The organism is Streptomyces sp. NPDC058741, assembly GCF_042746715.1.
Classification (GTDB): domain Bacteria; phylum Actinomycetota; class Actinomycetes; order Streptomycetales; family Streptomycetaceae; genus Streptomyces.
This window is the reverse complement of record NZ_JBHYQH010000005.1, coordinates 208,100-229,891: the sequence shown is the minus strand read 5'-3', so window position 1 is coordinate 229,891 and position 21,792 is coordinate 208,100. Positions and strand designations below refer to the sequence as shown.

18 protein-coding genes and 2 pseudogenes are annotated in these 21,792 nt (G+C 72.7%); 12 read left to right on the top strand and 8 right to left on the bottom strand.

Annotated features, from left to right (window positions below):
* The first annotated feature begins 45 nt into the window (after positions 1-45).
* Positions 46-618 (top strand): PepSY domain-containing protein, encoded by a 573-nt coding sequence (locus ACFW6P_RS06510; RefSeq protein ID WP_386352341.1) that lies wholly within the window; start codon positions 46-48, stop codon positions 616-618.
* 481 nt (positions 619-1,099) lie between these two features.
* On the opposite strand, the gene meaB is transcribed toward ACFW6P_RS06510, so the two are convergent.
* Complete coding sequence (gene meaB / locus ACFW6P_RS06505; RefSeq protein ID WP_386352338.1) at positions 1,100-2,056, bottom strand: methylmalonyl Co-A mutase-associated GTPase MeaB; 957 nt, start codon at positions 2,054-2,056, stop codon at positions 1,100-1,102.
* 49 nt (positions 2,057-2,105) lie between these two features.
* Complete coding sequence (locus tag ACFW6P_RS06500; RefSeq protein WP_386352335.1) at positions 2,106-3,314, bottom strand: acetyl-CoA C-acetyltransferase; 1,209 nt, start codon at positions 3,312-3,314, stop codon at positions 2,106-2,108.
* Positions 3,315-3,462: 148 nt separating this feature from the next.
* Between ACFW6P_RS06500 and mce the strand changes: the two genes are divergently transcribed.
* From mce to ACFW6P_RS06465, 7 genes are all read left to right on the top strand, one after another.
* Complete coding sequence (gene mce, locus ACFW6P_RS06495) at positions 3,463-3,903, top strand: methylmalonyl-CoA epimerase (RefSeq protein WP_386352332.1); 441 nt, start codon at positions 3,463-3,465, stop codon at positions 3,901-3,903.
* Between the two features lie 233 nt (positions 3,904-4,136).
* The gene (gene scy / locus ACFW6P_RS06490; RefSeq protein WP_386352329.1) at positions 4,137-8,084 is read left to right on the top strand and encodes a polarized growth protein Scy; all 3,948 of its coding nucleotides are present in this window, start codon (positions 4,137-4,139) and stop codon (positions 8,082-8,084) included.
* 183 nt (positions 8,085-8,267) lie between these two features.
* Positions 8,268-9,203, top strand: coding sequence for a cellulose-binding protein (locus ACFW6P_RS06485; RefSeq protein ID WP_386423048.1), 936 nt, complete (start codon positions 8,268-8,270; stop codon positions 9,201-9,203).
* A gap of 86 nt (positions 9,204-9,289) precedes the next feature.
* The gene (locus ACFW6P_RS06480) at positions 9,290-10,252 is read left to right on the top strand and encodes an ABC transporter ATP-binding protein (protein ID WP_386423047.1); all 963 of its coding nucleotides are present in this window, start codon (positions 9,290-9,292) and stop codon (positions 10,250-10,252) included.
* A 2-nt stretch (positions 10,253-10,254) separates the two neighbouring features.
* Positions 10,255-11,025, top strand: coding sequence for an ABC transporter permease (locus ACFW6P_RS06475; protein ID WP_386352320.1), 771 nt, complete (start codon positions 10,255-10,257; stop codon positions 11,023-11,025).
* Positions 11,026-11,147: 122 nt separating this feature from the next.
* Positions 11,148-12,500, top strand: coding sequence for an ATP-binding cassette domain-containing protein (locus ACFW6P_RS06470; RefSeq protein WP_386352318.1), 1,353 nt, complete (start codon positions 11,148-11,150; stop codon positions 12,498-12,500).
* Positions 12,497-13,387, top strand: a complete 891-nt coding sequence (locus ACFW6P_RS06465) for an ABC transporter permease subunit (protein ID WP_386352315.1) — start codon at positions 12,497-12,499, stop codon at positions 13,385-13,387. Before ACFW6P_RS06470 ends, ACFW6P_RS06465 begins: the two co-directional genes overlap by 4 nt.
* A gap of 6 nt (positions 13,388-13,393) precedes the next feature.
* On the opposite strand, the gene ACFW6P_RS06460 is transcribed toward ACFW6P_RS06465, so the two are convergent.
* Positions 13,394-13,726 (bottom strand): ATP/GTP-binding protein, encoded by a 333-nt coding sequence (locus ACFW6P_RS06460; protein WP_386423045.1) that lies wholly within the window; start codon positions 13,724-13,726, stop codon positions 13,394-13,396.
* Positions 13,727-14,014: 288 nt separating this feature from the next.
* On the opposite strand from ACFW6P_RS06460, the gene ACFW6P_RS06455 reads away from it, so the two are divergent.
* Positions 14,015-15,043, top strand: a complete 1,029-nt coding sequence (locus ACFW6P_RS06455; protein WP_386352309.1) for an LLM class flavin-dependent oxidoreductase — start codon at positions 14,015-14,017, stop codon at positions 15,041-15,043.
* 64 nt (positions 15,044-15,107) lie between these two features.
* Here ACFW6P_RS06455 and ACFW6P_RS06450 read toward each other — a convergent pair whose 3' ends face one another.
* Positions 15,108-15,500, bottom strand: a complete 393-nt coding sequence (locus ACFW6P_RS06450; RefSeq protein WP_386352306.1) for an SCO5389 family protein — start codon at positions 15,498-15,500, stop codon at positions 15,108-15,110.
* Positions 15,501-15,753: 253 nt separating this feature from the next.
* Here ACFW6P_RS06450 and nucS point away from each other — a divergent pair, with 253 nt between their 5' ends.
* The gene (nucS, locus tag ACFW6P_RS06445) at positions 15,754-16,425 is read left to right on the top strand and encodes an endonuclease NucS (protein WP_386352303.1); all 672 of its coding nucleotides are present in this window, start codon (positions 15,754-15,756) and stop codon (positions 16,423-16,425) included.
* Positions 16,426-16,477: 52 nt separating this feature from the next.
* Here nucS and ACFW6P_RS06440 read toward each other — a convergent pair whose 3' ends face one another.
* The 4 genes from ACFW6P_RS06440 to ACFW6P_RS06425 form a co-directional block, all read right to left on the bottom strand.
* Positions 16,478-18,964, bottom strand: a complete 2,487-nt coding sequence (locus ACFW6P_RS06440; RefSeq protein ID WP_386423043.1) for an ATP-binding protein — start codon at positions 18,962-18,964, stop codon at positions 16,478-16,480.
* 267 nt (positions 18,965-19,231) lie between these two features.
* Positions 19,232-19,555 (bottom strand): STAS domain-containing protein, encoded by a 324-nt coding sequence (locus ACFW6P_RS06435; RefSeq protein ID WP_386352297.1) that lies wholly within the window; start codon positions 19,553-19,555, stop codon positions 19,232-19,234.
* Positions 19,556-19,704: 149 nt separating this feature from the next.
* Positions 19,705-20,553 (bottom strand): 3-hydroxyacyl-CoA dehydrogenase family protein, encoded by an 849-nt coding sequence (locus ACFW6P_RS06430; protein ID WP_386352294.1) that lies wholly within the window; start codon positions 20,551-20,553, stop codon positions 19,705-19,707.
* Between the two features lie 116 nt (positions 20,554-20,669).
* Positions 20,670-21,305, bottom strand: coding sequence for a TetR/AcrR family transcriptional regulator (locus tag ACFW6P_RS06425; RefSeq protein ID WP_386352291.1), 636 nt, complete (start codon positions 21,303-21,305; stop codon positions 20,670-20,672).
* 102 nt (positions 21,306-21,407) lie between these two features.
* On the opposite strand from ACFW6P_RS06425, the pseudogene ACFW6P_RS06420 reads away from it, so the two are divergent.
* Together ACFW6P_RS06420 and ACFW6P_RS06415 are read left to right on the top strand one after the other, a co-directional pair.
* Positions 21,408-21,587, top strand: a pseudogene (locus ACFW6P_RS06420) (IS630 family transposase); the annotation flags it as partial.
* 10 nt (positions 21,588-21,597) lie between these two features.
* Positions 21,598-21,771 (top strand): annotated as a pseudogene (locus ACFW6P_RS06415) (cytidine deaminase); the annotation flags it as partial.
* Between the last annotated feature and the right edge of the window lie 21 nt (positions 21,772-21,792).

Genomic DNA, 21,792 nt, shown 5'->3' with positions numbered 1-21,792 from the left:
CGAAAACCAAGCGACTCGGGAGGAATCCGCAGGAAGCGCAGCATCGTGATCGCCGCTGTGGCCGCCGCCGCTCTGATCGGCGGCGGTACGGCCACGGCTCTCGCGACCACCGATGACGACGGGGGCTCGGCGCGGCAGGCGGCCGGCCCCCGGCCGGCGGGCGGGGACGACGACGCCGCGCGGGCGGCTTCCGCCGACGTCACGGCGTCCGAGGCGATCGCCGCCGCACTGAAGCACACCTCGGGCACGGCCGTCTCCGCCGAGCTGGACGACGAGGACGGCAAGGCGGTCTGGGAGGTCGACGTCCTGCCGGCCGACGACACCTGGCACAGCGTGCGCGTCGAACCCTCCGGCGGAAAGGTCCTCGGTGCGCACACCGACGACGAGGACGACGCGGCGCAGGCGCGGGCCGTGCTGAAGGGGTCCTCGGTGACGGCCGAGGAGGCCGCGAAGGCCGCCGCCGGCAGGGGCGTGGTGACATCCGTCGACCTGGACGACGACGGCGGGAACACGTCCTGGGAGGCCGAGACCCACACGACCGGCGGCGCCGAGCGGGAGTGGAAGGCAGGCCTGACGTCGGGCAAGGTCACGCCGGACCGCTCCGACGACCAGGACTGACCGGCCACCCCCCAACTGCGACCACCCCGGCGTCCGCGCTGGGGCCGGGTGGGCCCGCAACCCGGCGACGCGGGGTACCGCCGCGCCCACCCTCCCCCGAACTCCCGGCTTCCCTCGAGCAGGGGGAGCCCCTTCGCCCCAGCGGCACGACTGCCCGCAGTCAGGCAGGACCGGCGACCCACAGCAGAGCGAACCCGCACCCGCAGCCAGGCGGAACCGGCGACCCACAGCAGAGCGAACCCGCACCCGCGGCACGCACGGAAGGGGACGTGCCGGGGGCCCGCTCGCAGCGGTCGGCGCGTCAACACCGGTCAGCCGTGACGCAACTCCATCGCGCCGATCCGAGAACGGACACCCCCCGGCGCGGGCCCGACCCGCCCCACCCGAAGAGGCGCACCGCGCACCCCCACCGAACCGGCCACAGGCCGCCGCAGGCACCCGCCCCGCGACGGCCCGCGCGGCAAGTCACCGGCAGCCGCGCTCAGCCCTCCGTCAGCCCCGCCACCAGCTCGTCAGCCGCCCGGTAGGGATCCAGCCCCCCCGCCACGATCCGCTCCGCCAGCGCCCCCAGCCGCCGGTCCCCGTGCAGGTCGCCGATGCGCTCCCGCAGGGCCGTCACCGCGATCGTCTCGACCTCGCGGGACGCCCGGGACAGGCGCCGCTCCGCGAGGACGCCCCGCTCCTCCATCCAGGCCCGGTGCTTCTCCAGCGCCTCGACGACCTCGTCGACGCCCTCGCCCCGCGCCGCGACCGTCTTGACGATCGGCGGGCGCCAGTCGCCAGGACGGCGCGCCTCGCCCAGCCCCAGCATGTGGTTCAGCTCGCGGGCCGTCGCGTCGGCCCCGTCCCGGTCGGCCTTGTTCACGACGTAGACGTCACCGATCTCCAGGATCCCGGCCTTGGCCGCCTGGATCCCGTCGCCCATCCCCGGCGCGAGCAGCACCACCGACGTGTCGGCCTGCGAGGCGATCTCCACCTCCGACTGCCCCACCCCCACCGTCTCGACGAGGACCACGTCGCAGCCGGCGGCGTCCAGGACCCGGATGGCCTGGGGGGCGGCCCACGCCAGCCCGCCCAGATGCCCGCGCGTGGCCATCGAGCGGATGTAGACGCCCGGGTCGGAGGCGTGGTCCGACATCCGGACCCGGTCCCCGAGCAGCGCACCGCCCGAGAACGGGGACGACGGGTCGACGGCCAGCACCCCGACCCGCTTCCCCTGCTTGCGATACGCCGTCACCAGCGCCGAGGTCGACGTCGACTTGCCCACGCCCGGCGACCCGGTCAGCCCCACGACGTACGCCCCGCCCGTCAAGGGCGCGAGCGCCGCCATGACCTCCCGCAGCTGCGGGGACGCCCCCTCCACCAGGGAGATCAGCCGGGCCACGGCCCGTGGCCGCCCCTCCCTGGCCTGGGCCACCAGCGTGGAGACGTCCTGCATCACAGCTCCGTTCAGAAAAAGGGACCTACCCGAAGAGACCAGCGCGGTCTCAGGCCTTCGGTACCCGGACGATCAGCGCGTCACCCTGACCACCGCCACCGCACAGCGCGGCGGCGCCCACGCCACCGCCACGCCGCTTCAGCTCCAGCGCCAGATGCAGCACCAGCCGCGCACCGGACATCCCGATCGGGTGACCCAGGGCGATGGCACCACCGTTGACATTCACCTTTTCGGTGGAAACGCCGAGGTCCTTCACGGACTGCACGGCCACCGCGGCGAACGCCTCGTTGATCTCGATGAGGTCGAGGTCCGCGACCTCCAGGCCCTCCTTCTTCAGCGCGTGCAGGATGGCGTTGGACGGCTGGGACTGCAGCGAGTTGTCCGGCCCGGCCACGTTGCCGTGGGCGCCGATCTCGGCGATCCACTCCAGGCCGAGCTCCTGGGCCTTGGCCTTGCTCATCACCACGACGGCGGCCGCGCCGTCGGAGATCTGCGAGGCCGAGCCGGCCGTGATCGTGCCGTCCTTGGAGAAGGCGGGACGCAGCTTGCCCAGGGACTCGGCGGTGGTGTCGCCCCGGATGCCCTCGTCCTTGCTGAACAGGACCGGGTCGCCCTTGCGCTGCGGGATCTCGACGGGCGTGATCTCGGCCTCGAACAGGCCGTTCTTCTGGGCGGCGGCGGCCCGCTGGTGGGACAGCGCGGCGATCTCGTCCTGCTCGGGCCGGCCGATGCCCAGGCGCGTGTTGTGCTTCTCCGTCGACTCGCCCATGGCGACCCCGTCGAAGGAGTCGGTCAGGCCGTCGTAGGCCATGGCGTCGAGCATCTGCACCGCGCCGTACTTGAAGCCCTCACGGGACTTCGGCAGCAGGTGCGGGGCGTTGGTCATGGACTCCTGCCCGCCCGCGACGATCACGTCGAACTCACCCGCACGGATCAACTGGTCGGCGAGGGCGATGGCGTCGAGGCCGGACAGGCACACCTTGTTGATGGTCAGCGCCGGCACGTTCATCGGGATGCCGGCCTTGACCGCGGCCTGGCGCGCCGGGATCTGCCCCGCCCCGGCCTGCAGCACCTGGCCCATGATGACGTACTGCACCTGGTCGCCGCCGATCCCCGCACGGTCGAGGGCGGCCTTGATCGCGAAGCCGCCGAGGTCGGCTCCGGAGAAGGACTTCAGCGAACCGAGCAACCGTCCCATGGGCGTACGCGCGCCCGCGACGATCACCGAGCCGGCTGCTCCAGAAGTTCCAGAAGACATGAGCTGCGATCCCCTTACCGGCTGCACAGCCGAGGAGTGAACGAGGGTTTACTTCGAATGTACTGACCGGTACTCCGCCCCGTCATCGGGCTGTCGGTGTGATCGCGCGCACGTTGCGTAACCACCGCGGGGGCGCTGCACTGAATCCATGCTGACGCGAATCGACCACATCGGAATCGCCTGCCACGACCTCGACAAGACTGTCGAGTTCTACCGTGCCACCTACGGCTTCGAGGTGTACCACTCCGAGGTCAACGAGGAGCAGGGCGTGCGCGAGGCCATGCTCAAGATCAACGAGACGTCCGACGGCGGCGCCACCTACCTGCAGCTTCTCGAGCCCACCCGCGAGGACTCCACCGTCGCGAAGTGGCTCGCGAAGAACGGGGAGGGCGTCCACCACATCGCTTTCGGTACGGCGGATGTGGACGCGGACGCCGCGGACATCCGCGACAAGGGCGTACGCGTGCTGTACGAAGAGCCGCGACGCGGTTCCATGGGGTCACGGATCACCTTCCTGCACCCCAAGGACTGTCATGGCGTACTGACAGAACTGGTCACTTCGGCGCCTGTTGAGTCGCCTGAGCACTGACCCTCGTACATAAGGGCCGGTAGGGTTGGGTGCGGTCGCCGCTCAGGCCAGGGTGACCGCGGTCCCGCCGTGCGACGGCAGGACCACCGGGGTCCGGGTTTCGGGGGACGAGCGTCGGGGCAGCAGCCTCTGCTCCGCCGATGATCTGACACCATTCCCCGGGGGCCCCGTTCGGCGGATGGACGGAGCTCGTTCGGAAAGACTTGCGACCAGGGGACGGATGGGACCGCGCAGTGCGGGGCTACGAGAGCCAGGAGCGAGAGCCGGCGGCTGACGTCGACCACCTCTCTCGGTTCGAAGCCGAGATGAAGCGGCTGAAGACCGAACGGGAAAAGGCGATCCAGCACGCCGAGGACCTCGGCTACCAGGTCGAGGTGCTGCGCGCCAAGCTGCACGAGGCGCGGCGCACCATCATGTCCCGGCCCTCCTTCGAGGGGGGCGACATCGGCTGGCAGGCCGAGCAGTTGCTGCGCAACGCGCAGATGCAGGCCGACCAGATCCGGGCGGACGCCGACCGGGAGCTGAGCGAGGCCCGGGCGCAGACCCAGCGGATCCTCCAGGAGCACGCCGAGCAGGCGGCCCGGCTGCAGGCGGAGCTGCACCAGGAGGCGGTGACCCGCCGCCAGCAGCTCGACCAGGAGCTTGCCGAGCGCCGCCAGACGGTCGAGTCGCACGTCAACGAGAACGTGGCCTGGGCCGAGCAGCTGCGCGCCCGCACCGAGCAGCAGGCCCGCCGGCTGCTGGAGGAGTCCCGCGCCGAGGCCGAGCAGTCCCTGGCCGCCGCCCGCGCGGAGGCCGAGCGGCTGGCGACCGAGGCCCGGCAGCGGCTCACCGGCGCGGCCGAGGAGGCCCGGGCCGAGGCCGAGCAGATCCTGCGGCGGGCCCGCGCGGACGCCGAGCGCCTCCTCAACGCCGCCTCCACCCAGGCCCAGGAGGCCACCGACCACGCCGAGAAGCTGCGCACCTCCACCGTCACGGAGTCGGAGTCAGCGCGCCGCGAGGCCCAGGAGCTCAGCAGGGCCGCCCAGCAGCGGATGACCGAGGCCGAGGAGGCGCTGCGCAAGGCGCAGGCCGAGTCGGAGAAGCTGGTCGCGGAGGCCAAGGAGGCCGCCGCCAAGGCCCTGGCGAACGCCGAGTCCGCGAACGAGACGCGCACGCGCACCGCCAAGGAGCAGGTCGCCCGGCTGGTCGAGGAGGCCACCAAGGAGGCCGAGAACACCAAGTCCGAGGCGGAGCAGATCGTCGCGGACGCCCGCGCCGAGGCCGAGAAGATCGTCGCGGAGGCCTCCGAGAAGGCCCGGACGCTCACCGCCGAGGAGACCGCGACCCAGCTGTCCAAGGCGGCGCGGACGGCCGAGGAGGTCCTCACCAAGGCGTCGGAGGACGCCAAGAAGACCACCAGGGCCGCGGCCGAGGAGGCCGAGCGGATCCGCAAGGAGGCCGAGGCCGAGGCGGACCGGCTGCGCGCCGAGGCGCACGACATCGCCGAGCAGCTCAAGGGCGCGGCGAAGGACGACACCAAGGAGTACCGCGCCAAGACGGTCGAGCTGCAGGAGGAGGCCCGCCGGCTGCGCGGCGAGGCCGAGCAGCTGCGGGCGGACGCCGTCGAGGAGGGCGAGAAGATCCGCGCCGGGGCCCGCAAGGAGGCCGTGGCGCAGATCGAGGAGGCCGCGAGGTCCGCCGAGGAGCTGCTCGCCAAGGCCAAGGCGGACGCGGACGAGCTGCGCACGACGGCCCAGACGGACAGCGAGAAGGTCCGCACCGAGGCCATCGAGCGGGCGACGGCCCTGCGCCGGCAGGCCGAGGAAACCCTCCAGCGCACCCGGCAGGAGGCCGAGCGGCACCGCGAGGAGGTCGTCGAGCAGGCCGAGGCCCTCAGGGCCGACGCCGAGCGCGCGGCGCGGGAGCTGCAGGCGGAGACCGAGCGGGCTGTGGAGGCCCGCCGGGCGGAGGCCGCCGAGGAGCTGACGCGGCTCCAGGCGGAGGCCGGGCAGCGGCTCTCGGCGGCCGAGCGGGCGCTGTCGGAGGCCCGTGAGGAGGCCGCGCGGATCCGCCGCGAGGCCGCCGAGGAGAACGAGCGGCTGCGCGCGGAGGCCGCCGAGCGGATCCGCACGCTGCGGCAGCAGGCGGAGGCCGAGGCCGAGCGGCTGCGGGACGAGGCCGCCTCGGACGCGTCGGCCACGCGCGCCGAGGGCGAGGCCGTCGCCGTACGGCTGCGGTCTCAGGCCGCGAACGAGGCCGAGCGGCTGAAGTCGGAGGCGCAGGACGGCGCCGACCGTATGCGCGCCGAGGCGCAGGCCGCCGCCGAGCGGCTGGCCGGAGAGGCGTCCGAGACGCTGGCGGCCGCCCAGGACGAGGCCAACCGGCGCCGCCGCGAGGCCGAGGAGCTCCTCGGCAGCGCCCGGCAGGAGGCCGACCAGGAGCGGGAGCGGGCCCGCGAGCAGAGCGAGGAACTGCTGGCCTCGGCACGCAAGCGCGTGGAGGAGGCGCAGGCCGAGGCCGTCCGGCTGGTCGAGGAGGCCGACCGGCGGGCCACGGAGATGGTGGCGGCGGCCGAGCAGCACGCGCAGCAGGTCCGGGACTCCGTGGCGGGACTGCACGAGCAGGCCCAGGGGGAGATCGCCGGGCTGCGCAGCGCCGCCGAGCACGTGGCGGAGCGGACGCGGCGCGAGGCGCAGGAGGAGGCGGACCGGGTCCGCTCGGACGCCTACGCCGAACGTGAGCGGGCGGGCGAGGACGCGGGCCGGCTACGGCGCGAGGCGCACGAGGAGGCCGAGGCCGCCAAGGCGCTGGCCGAGCGGACGATGTCCGAGGCGATCGCCGAGGCGGAGCGGATCCGCACGGAGGTCGCCGAGCACGCCCAGCGGGTGCGCACGGAGGCCTCGGACACGATCGCCGAGGCCGAGCAGAGCGCCTCGCGCACCCGGGCGGACGCCCGCGAGGACGCCAACCGCATCCGTTCGGACGCGGCGACGCAGGCGGACACGCTCATCACCGAGGCGCGCGGCGAGGCCGAGCGGCTCACCACGGAGACGGTCCAGGAGACCGACCGCCTGCGGATGGAGACGGTCACCGAGGCCGAGCGCGTCCGCACCGAGGCCCTGTCCGAGGCGGAGCGCCTGCGGTCGGAGGCGGCCGGCGAGGCCGAGCGGGTGCGGTCCGAGGCGGTCGCCACGGCCGAGCAGCTGGTCGGGGAGGCCACGAGCGAGGCGGAGCGGCTGCGCGCCGAGACCGCCGAGACGGTCGGCGCCGCGCAGCAGCACGCCGAGCGGCTCCGCAAGGAGGCGCAGCGCGTCAAGGCCGACGCGGAGGCGAAGGCGGAGCGGCTCGTCGCCACGGCCCGCGAGGAGGCCGACCGCACGCTGGACGAGGCCCGCAAGGACGCCAACAAGCGGCGCTCCGAGGCGGCCGGGCAGGTCGACCAGCTCATCACGGAGACCACGGCCGAGGCGGACAAGCTGCTGAGCGAGGCGCAGCAGCGGGCGCACAAGACCACCGCGGAGGCCGAGTCGCAGGCCGACACGATGGTGGGCGTGGCCCGCACGGAGGCCGCCCGGATCGTGTCCGAGGCGACGGTCGAGGGCAACTCGCTGGTGGAGAAGGCCCGTACGGACGCGGACGAGCTGCTGGTCGGCGCGCGCCGGGACGCCACGCAGATAAGGGAGCGCTCCGAGGAACTGCGCGAGCGCATCACCGCGGAGATCGAGAAGCTGCACGAGCGGGCCCGCCGGGAGTCGGCCGAGACGATGAAGTCGGCGGGCGACCGCTGCGACGCGCTCATCAAGGCGGCCGAGGAGCAGCTGGCGAAGGCGCAGGCGAAGGCCAAGGAGATCGTGTCGGAGGCCAACTCCGAGGCGGGCAAGGTCCGTATCGCCGCGGTGAAGAAGGCGGAGGGGCTGCTCAAGGAGGCGGAGCAGAAGAAGTCCACGCTGGTCCGGGAGGCCGAGGAGCTCAAGGCCGAGGCGATCCGCGAGGCGAGGCGCACGGTCGAGGAGGGCAAGCGCGAGCTGGAGGTCCTGGTCCGCCGCCGCGAGGACATCAACGCCGAGATCTCCCGTGTCCAGGACGTGCTGGAGGCGTTGGAGTCCTTCGAGGCTCCCGCCACGTCCAAGGACAGCGGGGTCAAGGCGGGGGCCACGGTGGGCGCGCCCCGCTCGGGTGGCAAGTCCTCGGAAAGCTAGCGGAACGGGGCGAAACCGGCGCATGCTGGAGACTTTGACCACGGCTTTGGCAAGCATCTCGGGGGTGGGCCACCCAAAAGGGGTGTCATTTTCCCGATCAAACGCGCATCCGCTCGATGACACACCGTTTCGGCCCCTAGGATTCCACCTATCACCTCACCGGTCTCATTCGACAGGAACCCCATGAGCGACACTTCCCCCTACGGCTTCGAGCTTGTGCGGCGTGGGTACGACCGCGCTCAGGTGGACGAACGGATCTCCAAGCTCGTCTCCGACCGTGACAGCGCCCTCGCCCGCATCACCGCCCTGGAAAAGCGCATCGAGGAGCTCCACCTCGAGACGCAGACCGCCCAGGCACAGGTCACCGACGCCGAGCCGTCGTACGCCGGCCTCGGCGCGCGCGTGGAGAAGATCCTCCGCCTCGCCGAGGAGGAGGCGAAGGACCTGCGCGAGGAGGCCCGGCGCGCGGCGGAGCAGCACCGCGAGCTCGCCGAGTCGGCGGCCCAGCAGGTGCGCAACGACGCCGAGTCGTACTCCGTGGACCGCAAGGCCAAGGCCGAGGACGAGGGCCTCAGGATCGTCGAGAAGGCCAAGAGCGACGCCGCCCAGCTGCGCTCCGAGGCGCAGAAGGACGCGCAGTCCAAGCGGGAGGAGGCGGACGCCCTCTTCGAGGAGACCCGCGCCAAGGCCGCGCAGGCCGCCGCCGACTTCGAGACGAACCTCGCCAAGCGCCGCGAGCAGTCAGAGCGCGACCTGGCCTCGCGTCAGGCCAAGGCCGAGAAGCGTCTCGCCGAGATCGAGCACCGTGCCGAGCAGCTGCGCCTGGAGGCGGAGAAGCTGCGCACGGACGCCGAGCGCCGCGCCCGCCAGACGGTGGAGACCGCCCAGCGCCAGGCCGAGGACATCGTGGCCGACGCCAACGCCAAGGCCGACCGCATCCGTTCGGAATCCGAGCGCGAGCTGGCCGCCCTCACCAACCGCCGTGACAGCATCAACGCCCAGCTGACGAACGTGCGCGAGATGCTCGCCACGCTCACGGGCGCCGCGGTGGCCGCCGCCGGCAGCCCGGCCGAGGACGAGCCGATCTCCCGCGGGGTCCCGGCGCAGCAGTCCCGGTAACCGCCCGGCACCCGGAGCCCGATCCTCCGCGAAGCCCTCTGCCCCTTCGGGTGGCAGAGGGCTTTGTCCCGTTCTAGCGTGGCCGCATGATTGAGCTGGAGGGGCTGACCAAGCGTTACGGCGAGAAGGTGGCGGTCGACGACCTGTCCTTCACCGTGAGACCGGGCATCGTCACCGGCTTCCTCGGGCCCAACGGCGCGGGCAAGTCCACGACCATGCGGATGATCCTGGGCCTCGACCACCCGACCGCCGGTGGCGTCCGGATCGACGGCAGGCGCTACCACCAGCTCAAGGACCCGCTGACGCACATCGGCGCCCTGCTGGAGGCCAAGGCCTGGCACGGCGGGCGGACCGCCTACAACCATCTGCTGTGCCTCGCGCAGAGCAACGGCATCCCGAGCGGCCGGGTCCGGGAGGTGGTGGAGACGGTCGGGCTGACGGCGGTCGCGCGAAAGAAGACCAAGGGCTTCTCGATGGGCATGGGGCAGCGGCTCGGCATCGCCGCCGCCCTGCTGGGCGATCCGCGGATCCTGATGTTCGACGAGCCGGTCAACGGCCTCGACCCCGAGGGCATCCACTGGATCCGCACCCTGATGAAGTCGCTCGCCGCGCAGGGCCGTACGGTCTTCGTCTCCTCCCACCTGATGAGCGAGATGGCCCTGACGGCCGACCACCTGGTGGTCATCGGGCAGGGGCGGCTGCTCGCGGACACCTCCATGGCCGACTTCATCGAGCGCAACTCGCGTTCGTACGTCCGGGTGCGCTCCCCGCATCGGATGCGGTTGCTGGAGGTGCTGCGCCAGGCCGGGATCGAGGCCGTGGAGGGCGACGACGGAGTGCTGGAGGTGGACGGCGGCAAGGCCGAGCACGTCGGTGAACTGGCGGCGCAGCACGGGGTGACGCTCCACGAGCTGAGCCCGCAGCAGGCGTCGTTGGAGGAGGCGTTCATGCAGCTCACCGCGGAGTCGGTGGAGTACCACGCGCACAGCGGCGGGAGCACCGGGCCGGCGCGGCAGCAGCAGTGGGGCGACGGCTGGAAGAAGGGCTGAGCATGGCGACGACCCAGGTCGTGCGGTCGGAGTGGACCAAGATCCGGTCGGTGGCGTCCACGGTGTGGACCCTGTCGCTGGTGGTGGTCGTGACGGTCGCCCTCGGCATGCTGATCTCCGCGCTGTCGAAGAACGAGTTCGACACCATGAGCGCGCAGCAGCGGGCGGAGTTCGACCCGACGTTCACGAGCTTCGCGGGGATGAGCCTCGGTCAGCTCGCGATGATCGTGTTCGGGGTGCTGGTCGTCTCCAACGAGTACAGCACCGGCATGATCCGCACCTCGCTGGCAGCGGTGCCGCAACGCGGTACCTTCCTGTTCGGCAAGATCGCGGTGGCCACGGCGCTCGCCCTGCTGGTCGGGCTGGTCACCAGCTTCGCGGCCTTCTTCCTCGGGCAGGCGATGCTCGGCGGCCACCGGGCGCAGATCGGCGACCCGGGCGTGCTGCGGGCGGTGCTCGGGGGCGGCCTCTACATGGCGCTGATCGCGATGTTCTCCATGGGGATCGCCGCGATGCTGCGCTCGCCGATGCTCTCGCTGGGCATCCTGATGCCGTTCTTCTTCCTGATCTCCAACATCCTCGGCAACGTCGACGCCACGAAGAAGGTCGGCCGGTTCCTGCCCGACCAGGCCGGCAGCAAGATCATGCAGGTGGTCCCGCGGATCGACGACGACACGCCGTACGGGCCCTGGGGAGGCCTGGGGATCATGGGGTTGTGGGTGCTCGCGGCCCTGATCGGCGGGTACGTGCTGCTGAAGAAGCGCGACGCCTAGCGGGCCGGCGGGGCCGACTCTTTACCTGCTCTTGGGCGGAACCGTCAGCGCCTCGGTATCCTCCTAACCCTTGCGGGGGCGTGCGTGCCCCGCTGTCCTGAACCTTGCGATGGGTGCGGAGCATGATCGAAGCAGTCGGCCTGACGAAGCGCTACGGCGACAAGACCGCTGTGTACAACCTTTCCTTCCAGGTGCGGCCCGGGGCCGTCACCGGCTTCCTGGGGCCGAACGGTTCGGGCAAGTCGACGACGATGCGGATGATCCTCGGGCTCGACAACCCGACGGCCGGGCACGTGACGATCGGCGGTCACCCGTACCGCAGGCTGCCCAACGCCGCCCGTCAGGTCGGCGCGCTGCTGGACGCCAAGGCCGTGCACGGCGGCCGGTCCGCCCGCAACCACCTGCTGTCCCTGGCCCAGCTGTCGGGCATCCCGGCCCGACGGGTGGACGAGGTGCTCGGGGTCGTGGGGCTTCAGGACGTGGCGAGGCGGCGGTCCAAGGGCTTCTCGCTCGGCATGGGGCAGCGCCTGGGCATCGCCGCCGCCCTGCTCGGCGATCCGCAGGTGCTGCTGTTCGACGAGCCGGTCAACGGGCTCGACCCCGAGGGCATCCTCTGGGTGCGGAACCTGATGAAGGCGCTCGCGGCGGAGGGCCGTACGGTCTTCGTCTCCTCCCACCTGATGAGCGAGATGGCGCTGACGGCCGACCACCTCATCGTCATCGGGCGCGGGCAGCTGCTCGCCGACATGAGCGTCACGGACTTCATCTCCGCGAACTCCGCGGACTTCGCCCGGGTCCGGACGCCGGACACCGAGCCGCAGCAGCGCGAGAAACTGTCGTCGGCGCTCACCGAGGCCGGCGGGCACGTGCTGCCCGAGCAGAACGGGGCGCTGCGCGTGACCGGGCTGCCGCTCCCCCGCATCAGCGACCTCGCGCACCTCAGCGACGTCCGGCTGTGGGAGCTGTCGCCGCATCAGGCCTCGCTGGAGGAGGCGTACATGCGGATGACGCAGAGCGCCGTCGACTACCGCTCGACCCTCGACGAGAAGGAAGGCCTCCAGCAGCCGCTGCCGCCCGGCGCCCAGCCCCCGATGCCGGTTCCGGGCCAGGGCCAGCCCGGCTGGTACGCCCCGCCGCCGCCCCAGGGCGCACCGGTGCAGGCTCCGGGCCCGTACGGCGCCCCCGGAGCCGCTCCGGGCACCTTCGGGCCGGGCGCGGCCAACCCGTACGCCCAGCCGGCGCCCCCGGCCCCGGCGGCGTTCGGACAGGCGGCCCCCTCGGGGCAGCCCGCGCCCGAGGCGCCGCAGGCGGCGGACGGCGCTCCCGCCCGGCCGGCGGCACGGCCCGCACCCCCGGCCCCGGCCGCACCGCAGGCTGCCGCGCAGCCGCCCGGGGCTCCCGCCGCGCCCGCCGGTGCCCCCGCCGCGGCCTCCGCCCCCACCCCCGACCTGACCAAGCCCGAGGACGCCCGATGAGCAGCCCCCACTCCCAGATGCCGCAGGCCGCGCCCGCCTGGCAGCCGGCCGCCGGTACCGCGTCTGCCGCCTCCGGCTCGCCGTACCCGGGCTACACCTCGCCCATCCCGGTCGTGCGGACGCACCTCGGGCACGCCGTCGCCTCCGAGTGGACGAAGATCCGGTCGGTGCGGTCGACGATGTGGACGCTCGGCGTGTTCGTCCTGCTCGTCGTCGGCCTCGGCGCGCTCACCGGCGTGGTGGTGGCGAACTCCGACCAGGCCATGGACGGCGAGAGCCCGCTCGGGCTCGGGTTCTTCGGCGTGCTGCTCGGCAGCATGTGCGTCATCACGCTGGGCGTGCTGACCACGGCGTCGGAGTACGGCACGGGCATGATCCGCACCACGATGGTCGGATGCCCGAGCCGCAGCCGGGTGCTGGCGGCCAAGGGCGTGGTGTTCTTCCTGGTCGCGTTCGTGGTGACGCTGGTGTCCGTCGCCCTCGTCGCCTTCATGCACATGGCGATCCTGGAGGGGGACGGCGTCACGTCCCCCACCGGCGCGGAGTGGCTGAAGGCCACCGTCGGGGTCTCGCTGTACGTCGCCCTGCTGGGCCTGTTCTCGCTGGCCGTCGGCTCGATCATCCGGCACTCGGCGGGCGCCATCACCATCATGATCGGTGCCGTGCTCGCGCCCCTCGTGATCGCGCTCTTCATGTTCTCGGAGTCGCTCCGGGCCGTGCGCGACGCCCTGTTCGAGTACTCGATCCCGAGCCAGCTCAGCGTCTTCTACGCCGCGTCCCTCAGCGACTCCGGTCCGAGCGGCTGGGACCCGCTGTGGATCATGCTCGGCGCGACGGCCGCCGTGTTCGGCGCCGCCTTCGTGCTGCTGGAGAAGCGGGACGTCTGAAGTCCCTCAGAACCTGGGCGCGTTACGGGACCGCCGCACCCCGGGGGTGCGGCGGTCCCGCGCGTTCCAGCAGGCCTTGTGCCAGTGCCGGCGGTCGTCGACGCCCGTGTGCTCGCCCCAGGCCACCACGTGCGGCACCCCGTCGGGGATCATCTGGTCGCAGCCCGGGCAGCGGTACACCTTGCCCTGCGCGCTCGCGCCGGCCACGTGCCGCACGCTCCAGTTCTCGCCCTGCCAGTTCTCCGACGACTGCCAGCCGCCGTAGCGGCCGGGACGGTCGTCCTCGGCGCTCCGGCCGGAAGAACCGGCGCCCTTGGGTCGGTTGCGACGCGGGGACACGGGACACCTCTCGGGGCTCTACAGGAAGCGGGCCGCATCCAGCCTACGCGGCGCCGGCACAGGTACGCGTACGGCACCAATCGCCACAAGTCCCGCACCGGGCGGGGCGGGCCTTCCGCCCGGGTCCGGCGACGGGGCCCCTGCCCCGGGCTCCCTACCGGTCTCCCCGCAGAGCACTCATTCTGCAGACAATCCGCAGAATACGCCGCTCGGCCGTGTCCTCGGCACGTGTCAGACGGTTATGCGGTGCGGGGAGCTCCGTGTCGGAGCCAAGGAAGCAGGAAAGCAATGCGCGTTGGAAGTTTCGTGTTGGCCGCCCGGTTCCCCGGTCAGGGTGAGGGGGAGGCACTGCACCGCGCGGTCCGTTCGGCCGAGGTGGCCGAGGAGGCCGGCCTGGACACGGTCTGGCTGGCCGAGCACCACTTCGTACCGTACGGCACGTGCCCGTCGGCCGTCACCCTGGCCGCGCTGCTGCTGGGCCGCACCCGCCGCATCAGGGTCGGCACGGCCGTCAGTGTGCTGCCCACCGTCCACCCGGTGGCCCTCGGCGAACAGGCCGCGCTGCTGCACCACACGAGCGGCGGCCGTTTCACGCTCGGCGTCGGCCGCGGCGGCCCGTGGGTCGACCTGGAGGTGTTCGGCGCGGGCCTGGAGGCCTACGAGAAGGGCTTCCCGGAGTCCCTGGACCTCCTGGTGCGCTGGCTGCGCGATCCGTCCGTGGCGGCCGACGGGGAGCGTTTCCGGTTCCGCGAAGTGCCGGTCGTGCCACGTCCGTCGGAGGCGCTGGACGAGGCAGCCGGGCCGGAGCTGGTCGTGGCCTGCACCTCGCCGTCGAGTGTGCGGCTGGCGGCCGAGCGCGGGCTGTCGATGCTCCTCGGGATGCACGTGGGGGACGAGGAGAAGGCCGAGATGGTGGCGCTGTGGCGGAAGCACGCGCGCGCCTGCGGGCGGCCCGCGGAGGAGGTCCTGCGCGCCTCGCACGTGTCGGCCGGCGTCTGCCAGATCGCGGACCGGCGGGTCGACGCGGCCGAGACGCTGATGAAGGCGATGCCGGGCTGGCTGAAGCAGGGCCTGGAGGCGCACGTCACGGTCGACGGGCGCACGCGCCGGATGCGCGACCCGCTGGCGTACACCGAACTGCTCTGCGGGCTGCACCCGGTGGGCACCCCACGGCTGTGCGCCGACCGGCTGGCGGCGACCAGCGAGCGGACGGGCATCTCCCGCTTCGCCCTGCTCGTCGAGGGCTCCGGGGACGTGGCGGCGACCGAGGACAACGTGCGCCGGCTCGGTGCCGAGGTGCTGCCCCACCTGCGGTGAGGCTTGCCGCTCCGGTGCAGAACCGCACCTCCCGCGTACGGAGCGGCAAGCAAGCGGCGGTGCGTCAGCAGTCCCGGAACCCGGGGGACTGGTTCAGCACCTGGCTGCGGACCGAGGTGAAGCGGACCAGCGTCTCGTCGACCGAGGAGTCAAGCGGGAACACGGCCACCCGGTGGCAGTTCTGGAAGGCCAGCCGCACACCGAAGTGCCGTTGCAGCGCACCACGTATCGCGTCACTCGCAAGCGCACGCAGCAGCTGACCGCGTGCCCGCTCGTCCGGCGGAGGCGTCTGGTTGTCGGCGAACGCACCGCCGTCCACCTTCAGCTGGGCCACCAGGGAGCTGATCATCTCCCACGCGTAGGGCAGGGAGGTCCGGACGCAGTCGACGAATTCCGCTTCGTCGACCTCGCCTCGCTCGGCCTGTTCGAGTAGGGCCGGTGAGACGTCGAGCGACATGAGTTCTCCTCTCGCACCCCCGCTGGAGCAGGGGTTGCCGGACGGATGGGGGAGTGCGCGGTGCCCAACACGCTGCGTACACAAGCCGCGACCTCCCGTTCCTACGGTAAGCAACCGACGGTGACGGCACCAGGAGAATGGGCAGATGAGACGCACCCGACGAGCACACCCTGCACACAATCGGCCATCAACGAACACGTGGTTTCCAGGGCGAATCGCGTCGGCAGGCTCCCGTCGAGTAGCGTTGCCGACCATGCGTCTCGTCATTGCCCGCTGCTCCGTGGACTACGCCGGGCGGCTCACCGCCCACCTTCCCTCGGCCCCGCGCCTGATCCTGGTGAAGGCGGACGGCAGCGTCTCGATCCACGCCGACGACCGGGCCTACAAGCCCCTGAACTGGATGTCGCCGCCCTGCACGCTGAAGGAGGGCACCGGCGAGGACGACGGCGTCTGGACCGTCGTCAACAAGGCGGGTGAGAAGCTCATCATCACGATGGAGGAAGTCCTCCACGATTCCTCGCACGAACTGGGCGTGGATCCCGGCCTGATCAAGGACGGCGTGGAAGCGCACCTCCAGGAGCTGCTCGCCGATCGCATCGAGACCCTCGGCGAGGGCTACACGCTCATCCGCCGCGAGTACCCGACGGCCATCGGGCCGGTGGACATCCTGTGCCGGGACGCCGCAGGCGGGACCGTCGCCGTGGAGATCAAGCGGCGCGGCGAGATCGACGGCGTGGAGCAGCTGACGCGCTATCTGGAGCTGCTCAACCGCGATCCCCGTCTCGCCCCGGTGCGCGGCGTGTTCGCGGCCCAGGAGATCAAGCCCCAGGCCCGCGTCCTCGCGACCGACCGCGGCATCGGCTGCCAGGTCCTCGACTACGACGCCCTGCGCGGCATCGAGGACGACAAGCTGCGCCTGTTCTGACCCCGTCGTCCCGCTTCCCGCCGCCGCGTCGCCGCGGCGGCGGGAGACGGCACTAGATCACCTGCTCCGTGCCGCCCTGCGACGCGCTCGCCGTGGTGTTCGCGGGAGTGCTCGGCGCCGGGCCGCTGGCCGAGTCCGAGGTGGACGGGCTGGTGGTCGTCGGCGTCGACGTCGGCGTCGAGGGCTCCGAGCTGTCCGTCGGCGTCGGAGCCGGAGTGGACGACGTCGGCGGCTTCGTCGTCGGCTTGGTCGACGTCGGCGGCTTGGTCGAGGCCGGCGGCTTCGGCGACGTCGGCTTCGGGGACGACGGCCTGGACGGGGACGCCGAGTCGCTCGGGGCCTGGGAACCGCTCGGGCCGTCCGTCGGCGTCGGGTCGTCCGACGTGCCCGGCCTGCCGTCGGGGCCCGGATCGGTGGGGCGGCTCGTCACTCCGCCCGCCCCGCCGTTGCCGTCCTCGGCCGGCTGGTCGGCGCCCAGGCTGCCGTCGTCGACGCCCTGGCTGGCCGACGGGTTGACGCCGACCCGGTCCGACGGCGTGGCGGGCTCGTTGTCGGAGGTGGCGCCGAGCGTCACGACGGTGCCGAGCACGGCGACGAGCAGCGCGCCGGCACCCGAGGCGACGAGGTTGCGCCGCGCCATGCCCTTCAGACCGCCGCCGGCCTTGGCCGAGGGCGGGGGCGTGCTGCGGTGGGTGACCAGTGCCGGCGACGAGGGCGGCTGGAGCGCCGGGAAGGCCGCCGGGACACCGCCGGCCGGGGACGGCGACTGCTCGCCGCGGGCGTCGGGCACTTCCTCGTGCGCGGCCGGCCCGATCCCGAGGGGCGTGCCCGAGCGGTCGGCGACCAGGGCGAGGGCCCGGCGTCCGGCGACGGTGCCCCGCTTGTCGGAGAGGGCGCCGCGCATGCCGATGGCGGCCTCCAGCTCGGCGCGCGCCCGGTCGAGCCGGCCGCCGCACAGGGCGAGGACGCCGAGCTCGTGGTGGAAGTAGGACTCCTCGGCGACGTCTCCGGCGAGCCGGGCGGCCTCGGCGCCGCCGCGCAGGGCCCGGTCCCAGGCGCTCCAGTGCAGCCCGGCGGCGAACGCGGGGGCGGCGGTGCGGGCCAGGTACACGCCCGCGCTCTCCTCGCCCTCGGCGGGCGGCCGGGACGCCGGTCCGAGGACGGACAGGACCGCCAGGATCGCGTCGGCCTCCGCGCACACGCGCTCCGGGGTGACCGAGGGGTGCCCGGCCCACCAGGAGTAGTGCTGGGCGGCGCTGCGGGCGGCGGCCTCGGCCTCGTCGGCGTAGCCGGCGGCCTCCAGCTGGGCGGGCACGCCCGCGGCGAGCCGGTAGCGGGAGCCGACCGGGCAGACCAGTGCGCAGGCGGCCAGTTCGCCGAGCGCGGCGTCCGCGTGGGTGTCGCCGACCAGGGCCGGCAGGTGCGCCTGGTGCGGCACCTCGCCGCCGAGGGCGACGGCGAACCGCAGGGTGGCGCGCGCGGAGGCGCTCAGCCGCGCGGCGAGCAGCGGCGCGGGCGCGGCGGCCTCGGCGAGCGAGGGCAGCGGTACGCCGTCGCCGAGGTCGTGCGCGCCGGGGGCGTCGGCCGGGGGCGCGTCCTCGAAGACGCCGAACTCGTCGACGGCGCCGGTCCCGGCGCGCAGCCGGTCGTGCTGGCGCAGCAGGGCACCGGCCTGGACGAAGCGCAGCGGCAGGCCCTCGGACTCGAACCAGAGGTCGCCCGCCCAGTTGGACTCCTCCTCGGTGAGGGAGCGCCCGACCGCGTGCTCCAGCAGGTCGAGGCCGTCCGCCCGCTCCAGACCGGCGAGCGGGACCTCCTCGACGCCGGACGCGGCGGAGGGGGCCGGCACCTCCGGGGTGGCGCTCAGCAGGAAGGCGCACTCGGGGGTGGCCTCCAGCAGCTCGTCCAGGGCGCCGCCGCCGAACGCGAGGTCGTCCAGGACGACGACGGCGCCGATCTCGCGGAGGTGGGTGAGCAGTTCGTCCCGTCCCGGGCGGTGCAGGGAGGCGCTGAACACCGCGTGGAACAGGTCGTGCAGCAGGTCTTCGGCGGTGCGGCCGAAGCCGTTCAGGCGGACGACGCCGTCGGGGGCGAGGTCGGCGCAGTCCTCGGCGACGAGGTCGAGGAGGCGGGTGCGTCCGGAGCCGGCCGGGCCGGTGAGGCGCACGGAACGGCCGCGGGCGAGCAGGCGCACGAGCTGCTCGCGTTCGTCCTGGCGGGCCAGCAGCGGCAGGGCGGGCTGCGCCGGGCCGGGCGGGACGGGCGGCCGGGCCGCGCGCTCCGCCTCGGCGCGCTCGGCGGCGGTGCGCTTCACCGGTGCGGCGGGGCGCTCGGTGGGCGGGCAGACCTCTATCTCGCTGCCGTCGACGGGGTTGACGGTGAGCAGGAAGTCGCCGGAGACCAGCTGGACCGTGCGGGCGAGCGCGGGCAGGTGCTGGCTGAAGTCGGGTGCGGGGGATTCCCTGGGAGGGCGCGGGCGCGGCGTGTGGCCGCCACCGTCATGGCCGTACTCCTCGGGTCCCCGGTTGTTCGGGTCCATAGGTCAAGCCCCCCAAAAGCGTGTGTGTGCCTGGACAAGCCCCTCCCGGCCTTGCTGCACACCGCGCTGTCGCTTCTGGTCCGGGCCCGCTGTAAGGGTGACAAGGCAGCGGGCAGCCGAACCCTAAACCCTCGCACAGTATCCACGACAGTCCGGGGTACCGCTCCGTCCGTAACGTCACGGTCTCGCGAGGATTGTGCGCGCCGCACGGTTCGGTGGCGTCCGTCCGGGTCTCCCCGGTGGCCCGGTCCATACCCGCAGAGGGCGTCACACCCGGGGCAGGGTCTCCACCCCGATGCCGCCCTCGATCGCCAGGATCCGGTGCAGGCGGGTGGCCACCAGCAGGCGCTGCATCTGCGGCGGGACGCCGCGCAGCACCAGGCGGCGGCCGCAGCGGCCGGCCCGCCGGTGGGCTCCCATGATCACGCCCAGTCCGGTGGCGTCCCAGGAGTCGAGTTCGGACAAGTCGAGCACCAGGTCTCCGGCGCCGCCGTCGACGGCCGAGTGCAGGACCGTACGGGCGTCCGCCGCGCTGCGGACGTCGAGGCGGCCCCCGACGACCAGCTCGGCGTGGTCGCCCCTGATGTGCATATGCGCTCCCCGTGCGTGCGAATCGTGCTCCGCGTGTCGATAAGGGTGATGCAACCTCTGACTGCGTGGAGGCCGCAGAGGTTGCATCCTGTCAGCGAACCGATACCGAATTCACCCGGGGGTGTGATGGCCCCGGGTCATGTGCGGTTTCAGTGCTTGTAGAAGCCCTGCCCGCTCTTGCGGCCGATGTCACCGGCGTCAACCATCCGGCGCATCGACTCGGGGGCCGCGAACTTCTCGTCCTGGGACTCGGTGTAGATGTTGCTCGTGGCGTGCAGCAGGATGTCGACGCCGGTCAGGTCCGCCGTCGCCAGCGGGCCCATCGCGTGGCCGAAACCGAGCTTGCAGGCGAGGTCGATGTCCTCGGCGCTCGCCACGCCCGACTCGTGCAGCTTCGCGGCCTCGACGACGAGGGCGCAGATGAGACGGGTCGTCACGAAGCCAGCCACGTCGCGGTTGACGACGATGCAGGTCTTGCCGACCGACTCGGCGAACTCCCTTGCCGTGGCGAGGGTTTCGTCGCTGGTCTTGTAGCCGCGGACGAGTTCGCACAGCTGCATCATCGGCACCGGCGAGAAGAAGTGCGTGCCGACGACCCGTTCGGGGCGCCCGGTCGCCGCCGCGATCTTGGTGATCGGGATGGCGGAGGTGTTGGAGGCGAGGATCGCCTCGTCCTTCACGATCCTGTCGAGCGCGCGGAAGATCTCGTGCTTGACCTCGAGCTTCTCGAAGACGGCCTCGACGACGACGTCCGCGTCGGCCGCGGCGTCCAGGTCCGTGGTCGCGGTGATGCGGGCCAGGGCGGCGTCGGCGTCGTGCGCCTCCATCTTGCCCTTGGCGACGAACTTGCCGTACGACGCCTCGATGCCGTCGGTGCCCCGCTTCAGTGCCTCGTCGGTGACGTCGCGCAGGACGACGTCCCAGCCCGCCTGTGCGGAGACCTGGGCGATGCCGGATCCCATGAGGCCGGCTCCGATGACGGCGAGCTTCCGTGCCACTGTGCGACTCCCCTGACGCGCTGTTCAAACCTGTCTCTCGGGCGGAGACTAGCGGTCGTGCGAGCGTGTGCGAGCGCTTAGTAACGCGTTTCACGTCTCACGAGATGAGACACGCGTCACGCGGATCCCCGTACGGCGTAGTTGAGCACCTTCTCGCTCAACAGCCCCTCCATCTCGTCCAGCAGGACGAGCGTCTCCCGGGACACTTCCTCCCGGTTCCTCCCGGCGACCATCGCGCGGCCGACGGTGCTCATCACGGTCTGGTGCAGCCAGTTGAGCTGACCGGCGATCAGGGCGGGCATCGGGTCGTCGTCCGCGGCGCCGGTCTCCTCGCGCAGGGCCGCCTCCAGGTTGTCCTGGACCTCCTGCTGGATCGCCCACAGCCGGGAGCGCAGGGGCGGCGCGTCGTGGATGACCTTCATGAACCGGTCGTAGCCCTCGAAGAGGCCGACCCGGGGCGAGACGGCCTCCACCTCGTCGCGCAGTTCGCGCAGGACGGCGGCGGACTCGCCGGTGCCGCGGCCGCGCACCCAGCACGCGAGACGGTCCACGACGCCCTGGCTGCGGTCGAGGAAGAGGTCCTCCTTGGCGGGGAAGTAGTTGTAGACGGTGTTCACGGAGACGTCGGCCGCCTCCGCCACGTCCGCGATCGTCACCGCCACGAACCCGTGCTCCAGGAACAGTCCGGTCGCGATGTCCGAGATGCGCTGCCTGGTCTCGCGCTTCTTCCGTTCCCTGGGCCCTTCAGCCATGTCCGGATCCTGGTGCCGCATCAGGCAACGTTCGCCCTGTTGTGATGTGACGCGCCACCTCGGTGCCGGTGCCGGGCGGCCCGTGTCCGTCCCCCCGTCCGGGTGGCGGAACGAGTACGTGTACGCGAGATCGACGATGGCGAGGGCAGACGGCTGCTGCGGATCATCCGCCGGGGCACCGGGTCGGTGGTGATCTGGCGGCGGGCCCAGATGATCCTGCCGTCCGCGCAGGGCATGCCGGTGACGAAGATCGCCGAGGTCACCTTCACCAGCACGGACCGGGGTCCGAGACGAGCTGAACACGATCGTCGCGGTGGGCGACCGCGACCAAGGGGTCGTTCCCCCATGCGGCCGGTGTCGCCAGGTCCTCCTCGACTGCTTCCCGGCCCTCAAGGTCATCGTCGGCCGAGGCGACCGCATCCGAACCGCCCTCATCACCGACCTGCTGCCGGAGAGCTACGTCTGAGCCGAGCACCAGCGCGACGCC

Bases quoted from the DNA above. Each gene is read 5' to 3' on its own strand.
- ACFW6P_RS06500 (WP_386352335.1), bottom strand. From the start codon at position 3,314: ATGTCTTCTGGAACTTCTGGAGCAGCCGGCTCGGTGATCGTCGCGGGC.
- mce (WP_386352332.1), top strand. From the start codon at position 3,463: ATGCTGACGCGAATCGACCACATCGGAATCGCCTGCCACGACCTCGAC.
- ACFW6P_RS06480 (WP_386423047.1), top strand. From the start codon at position 9,290: ATGATTGAGCTGGAGGGGCTGACCAAGCGTTACGGCGAGAAGGTGGCG.
- ACFW6P_RS06475 (WP_386352320.1), top strand. From the start codon at position 10,255: ATGGCGACGACCCAGGTCGTGCGGTCGGAGTGGACCAAGATCCGGTCG.
- ACFW6P_RS06465 (WP_386352315.1), top strand. From the start codon at position 12,497: ATGAGCAGCCCCCACTCCCAGATGCCGCAGGCCGCGCCCGCCTGGCAG.
- ACFW6P_RS06455 (WP_386352309.1), top strand. From the start codon at position 14,015: ATGCGCGTTGGAAGTTTCGTGTTGGCCGCCCGGTTCCCCGGTCAGGGT.
- ACFW6P_RS06435 (WP_386352297.1), bottom strand. From the start codon at position 19,555: ATGCACATCAGGGGCGACCACGCCGAGCTGGTCGTCGGGGGCCGCCTC.
- ACFW6P_RS06470 (WP_386352318.1), top strand. From the start codon at position 11,148: ATGATCGAAGCAGTCGGCCTGACGAAGCGCTACGGCGACAAGACCGCT.
- meaB (WP_386352338.1), bottom strand. From the start codon at position 2,056: ATGCAGGACGTCTCCACGCTGGTGGCCCAGGCCAGGGAGGGGCGGCCA.
- nucS (WP_386352303.1), top strand. From the start codon at position 15,754: ATGCGTCTCGTCATTGCCCGCTGCTCCGTGGACTACGCCGGGCGGCTC.
- ACFW6P_RS06450 (WP_386352306.1), bottom strand. From the start codon at position 15,500: ATGTCGCTCGACGTCTCACCGGCCCTACTCGAACAGGCCGAGCGAGGC.
- ACFW6P_RS06440 (WP_386423043.1), bottom strand. From the start codon at position 18,964: ATGGACCCGAACAACCGGGGACCCGAGGAGTACGGCCATGACGGTGGC.
- ACFW6P_RS06485 (WP_386423048.1), top strand. From the start codon at position 8,268: ATGAGCGACACTTCCCCCTACGGCTTCGAGCTTGTGCGGCGTGGGTAC.
- ACFW6P_RS06425 (WP_386352291.1), bottom strand. From the start codon at position 21,305: ATGGCTGAAGGGCCCAGGGAACGGAAGAAGCGCGAGACCAGGCAGCGC.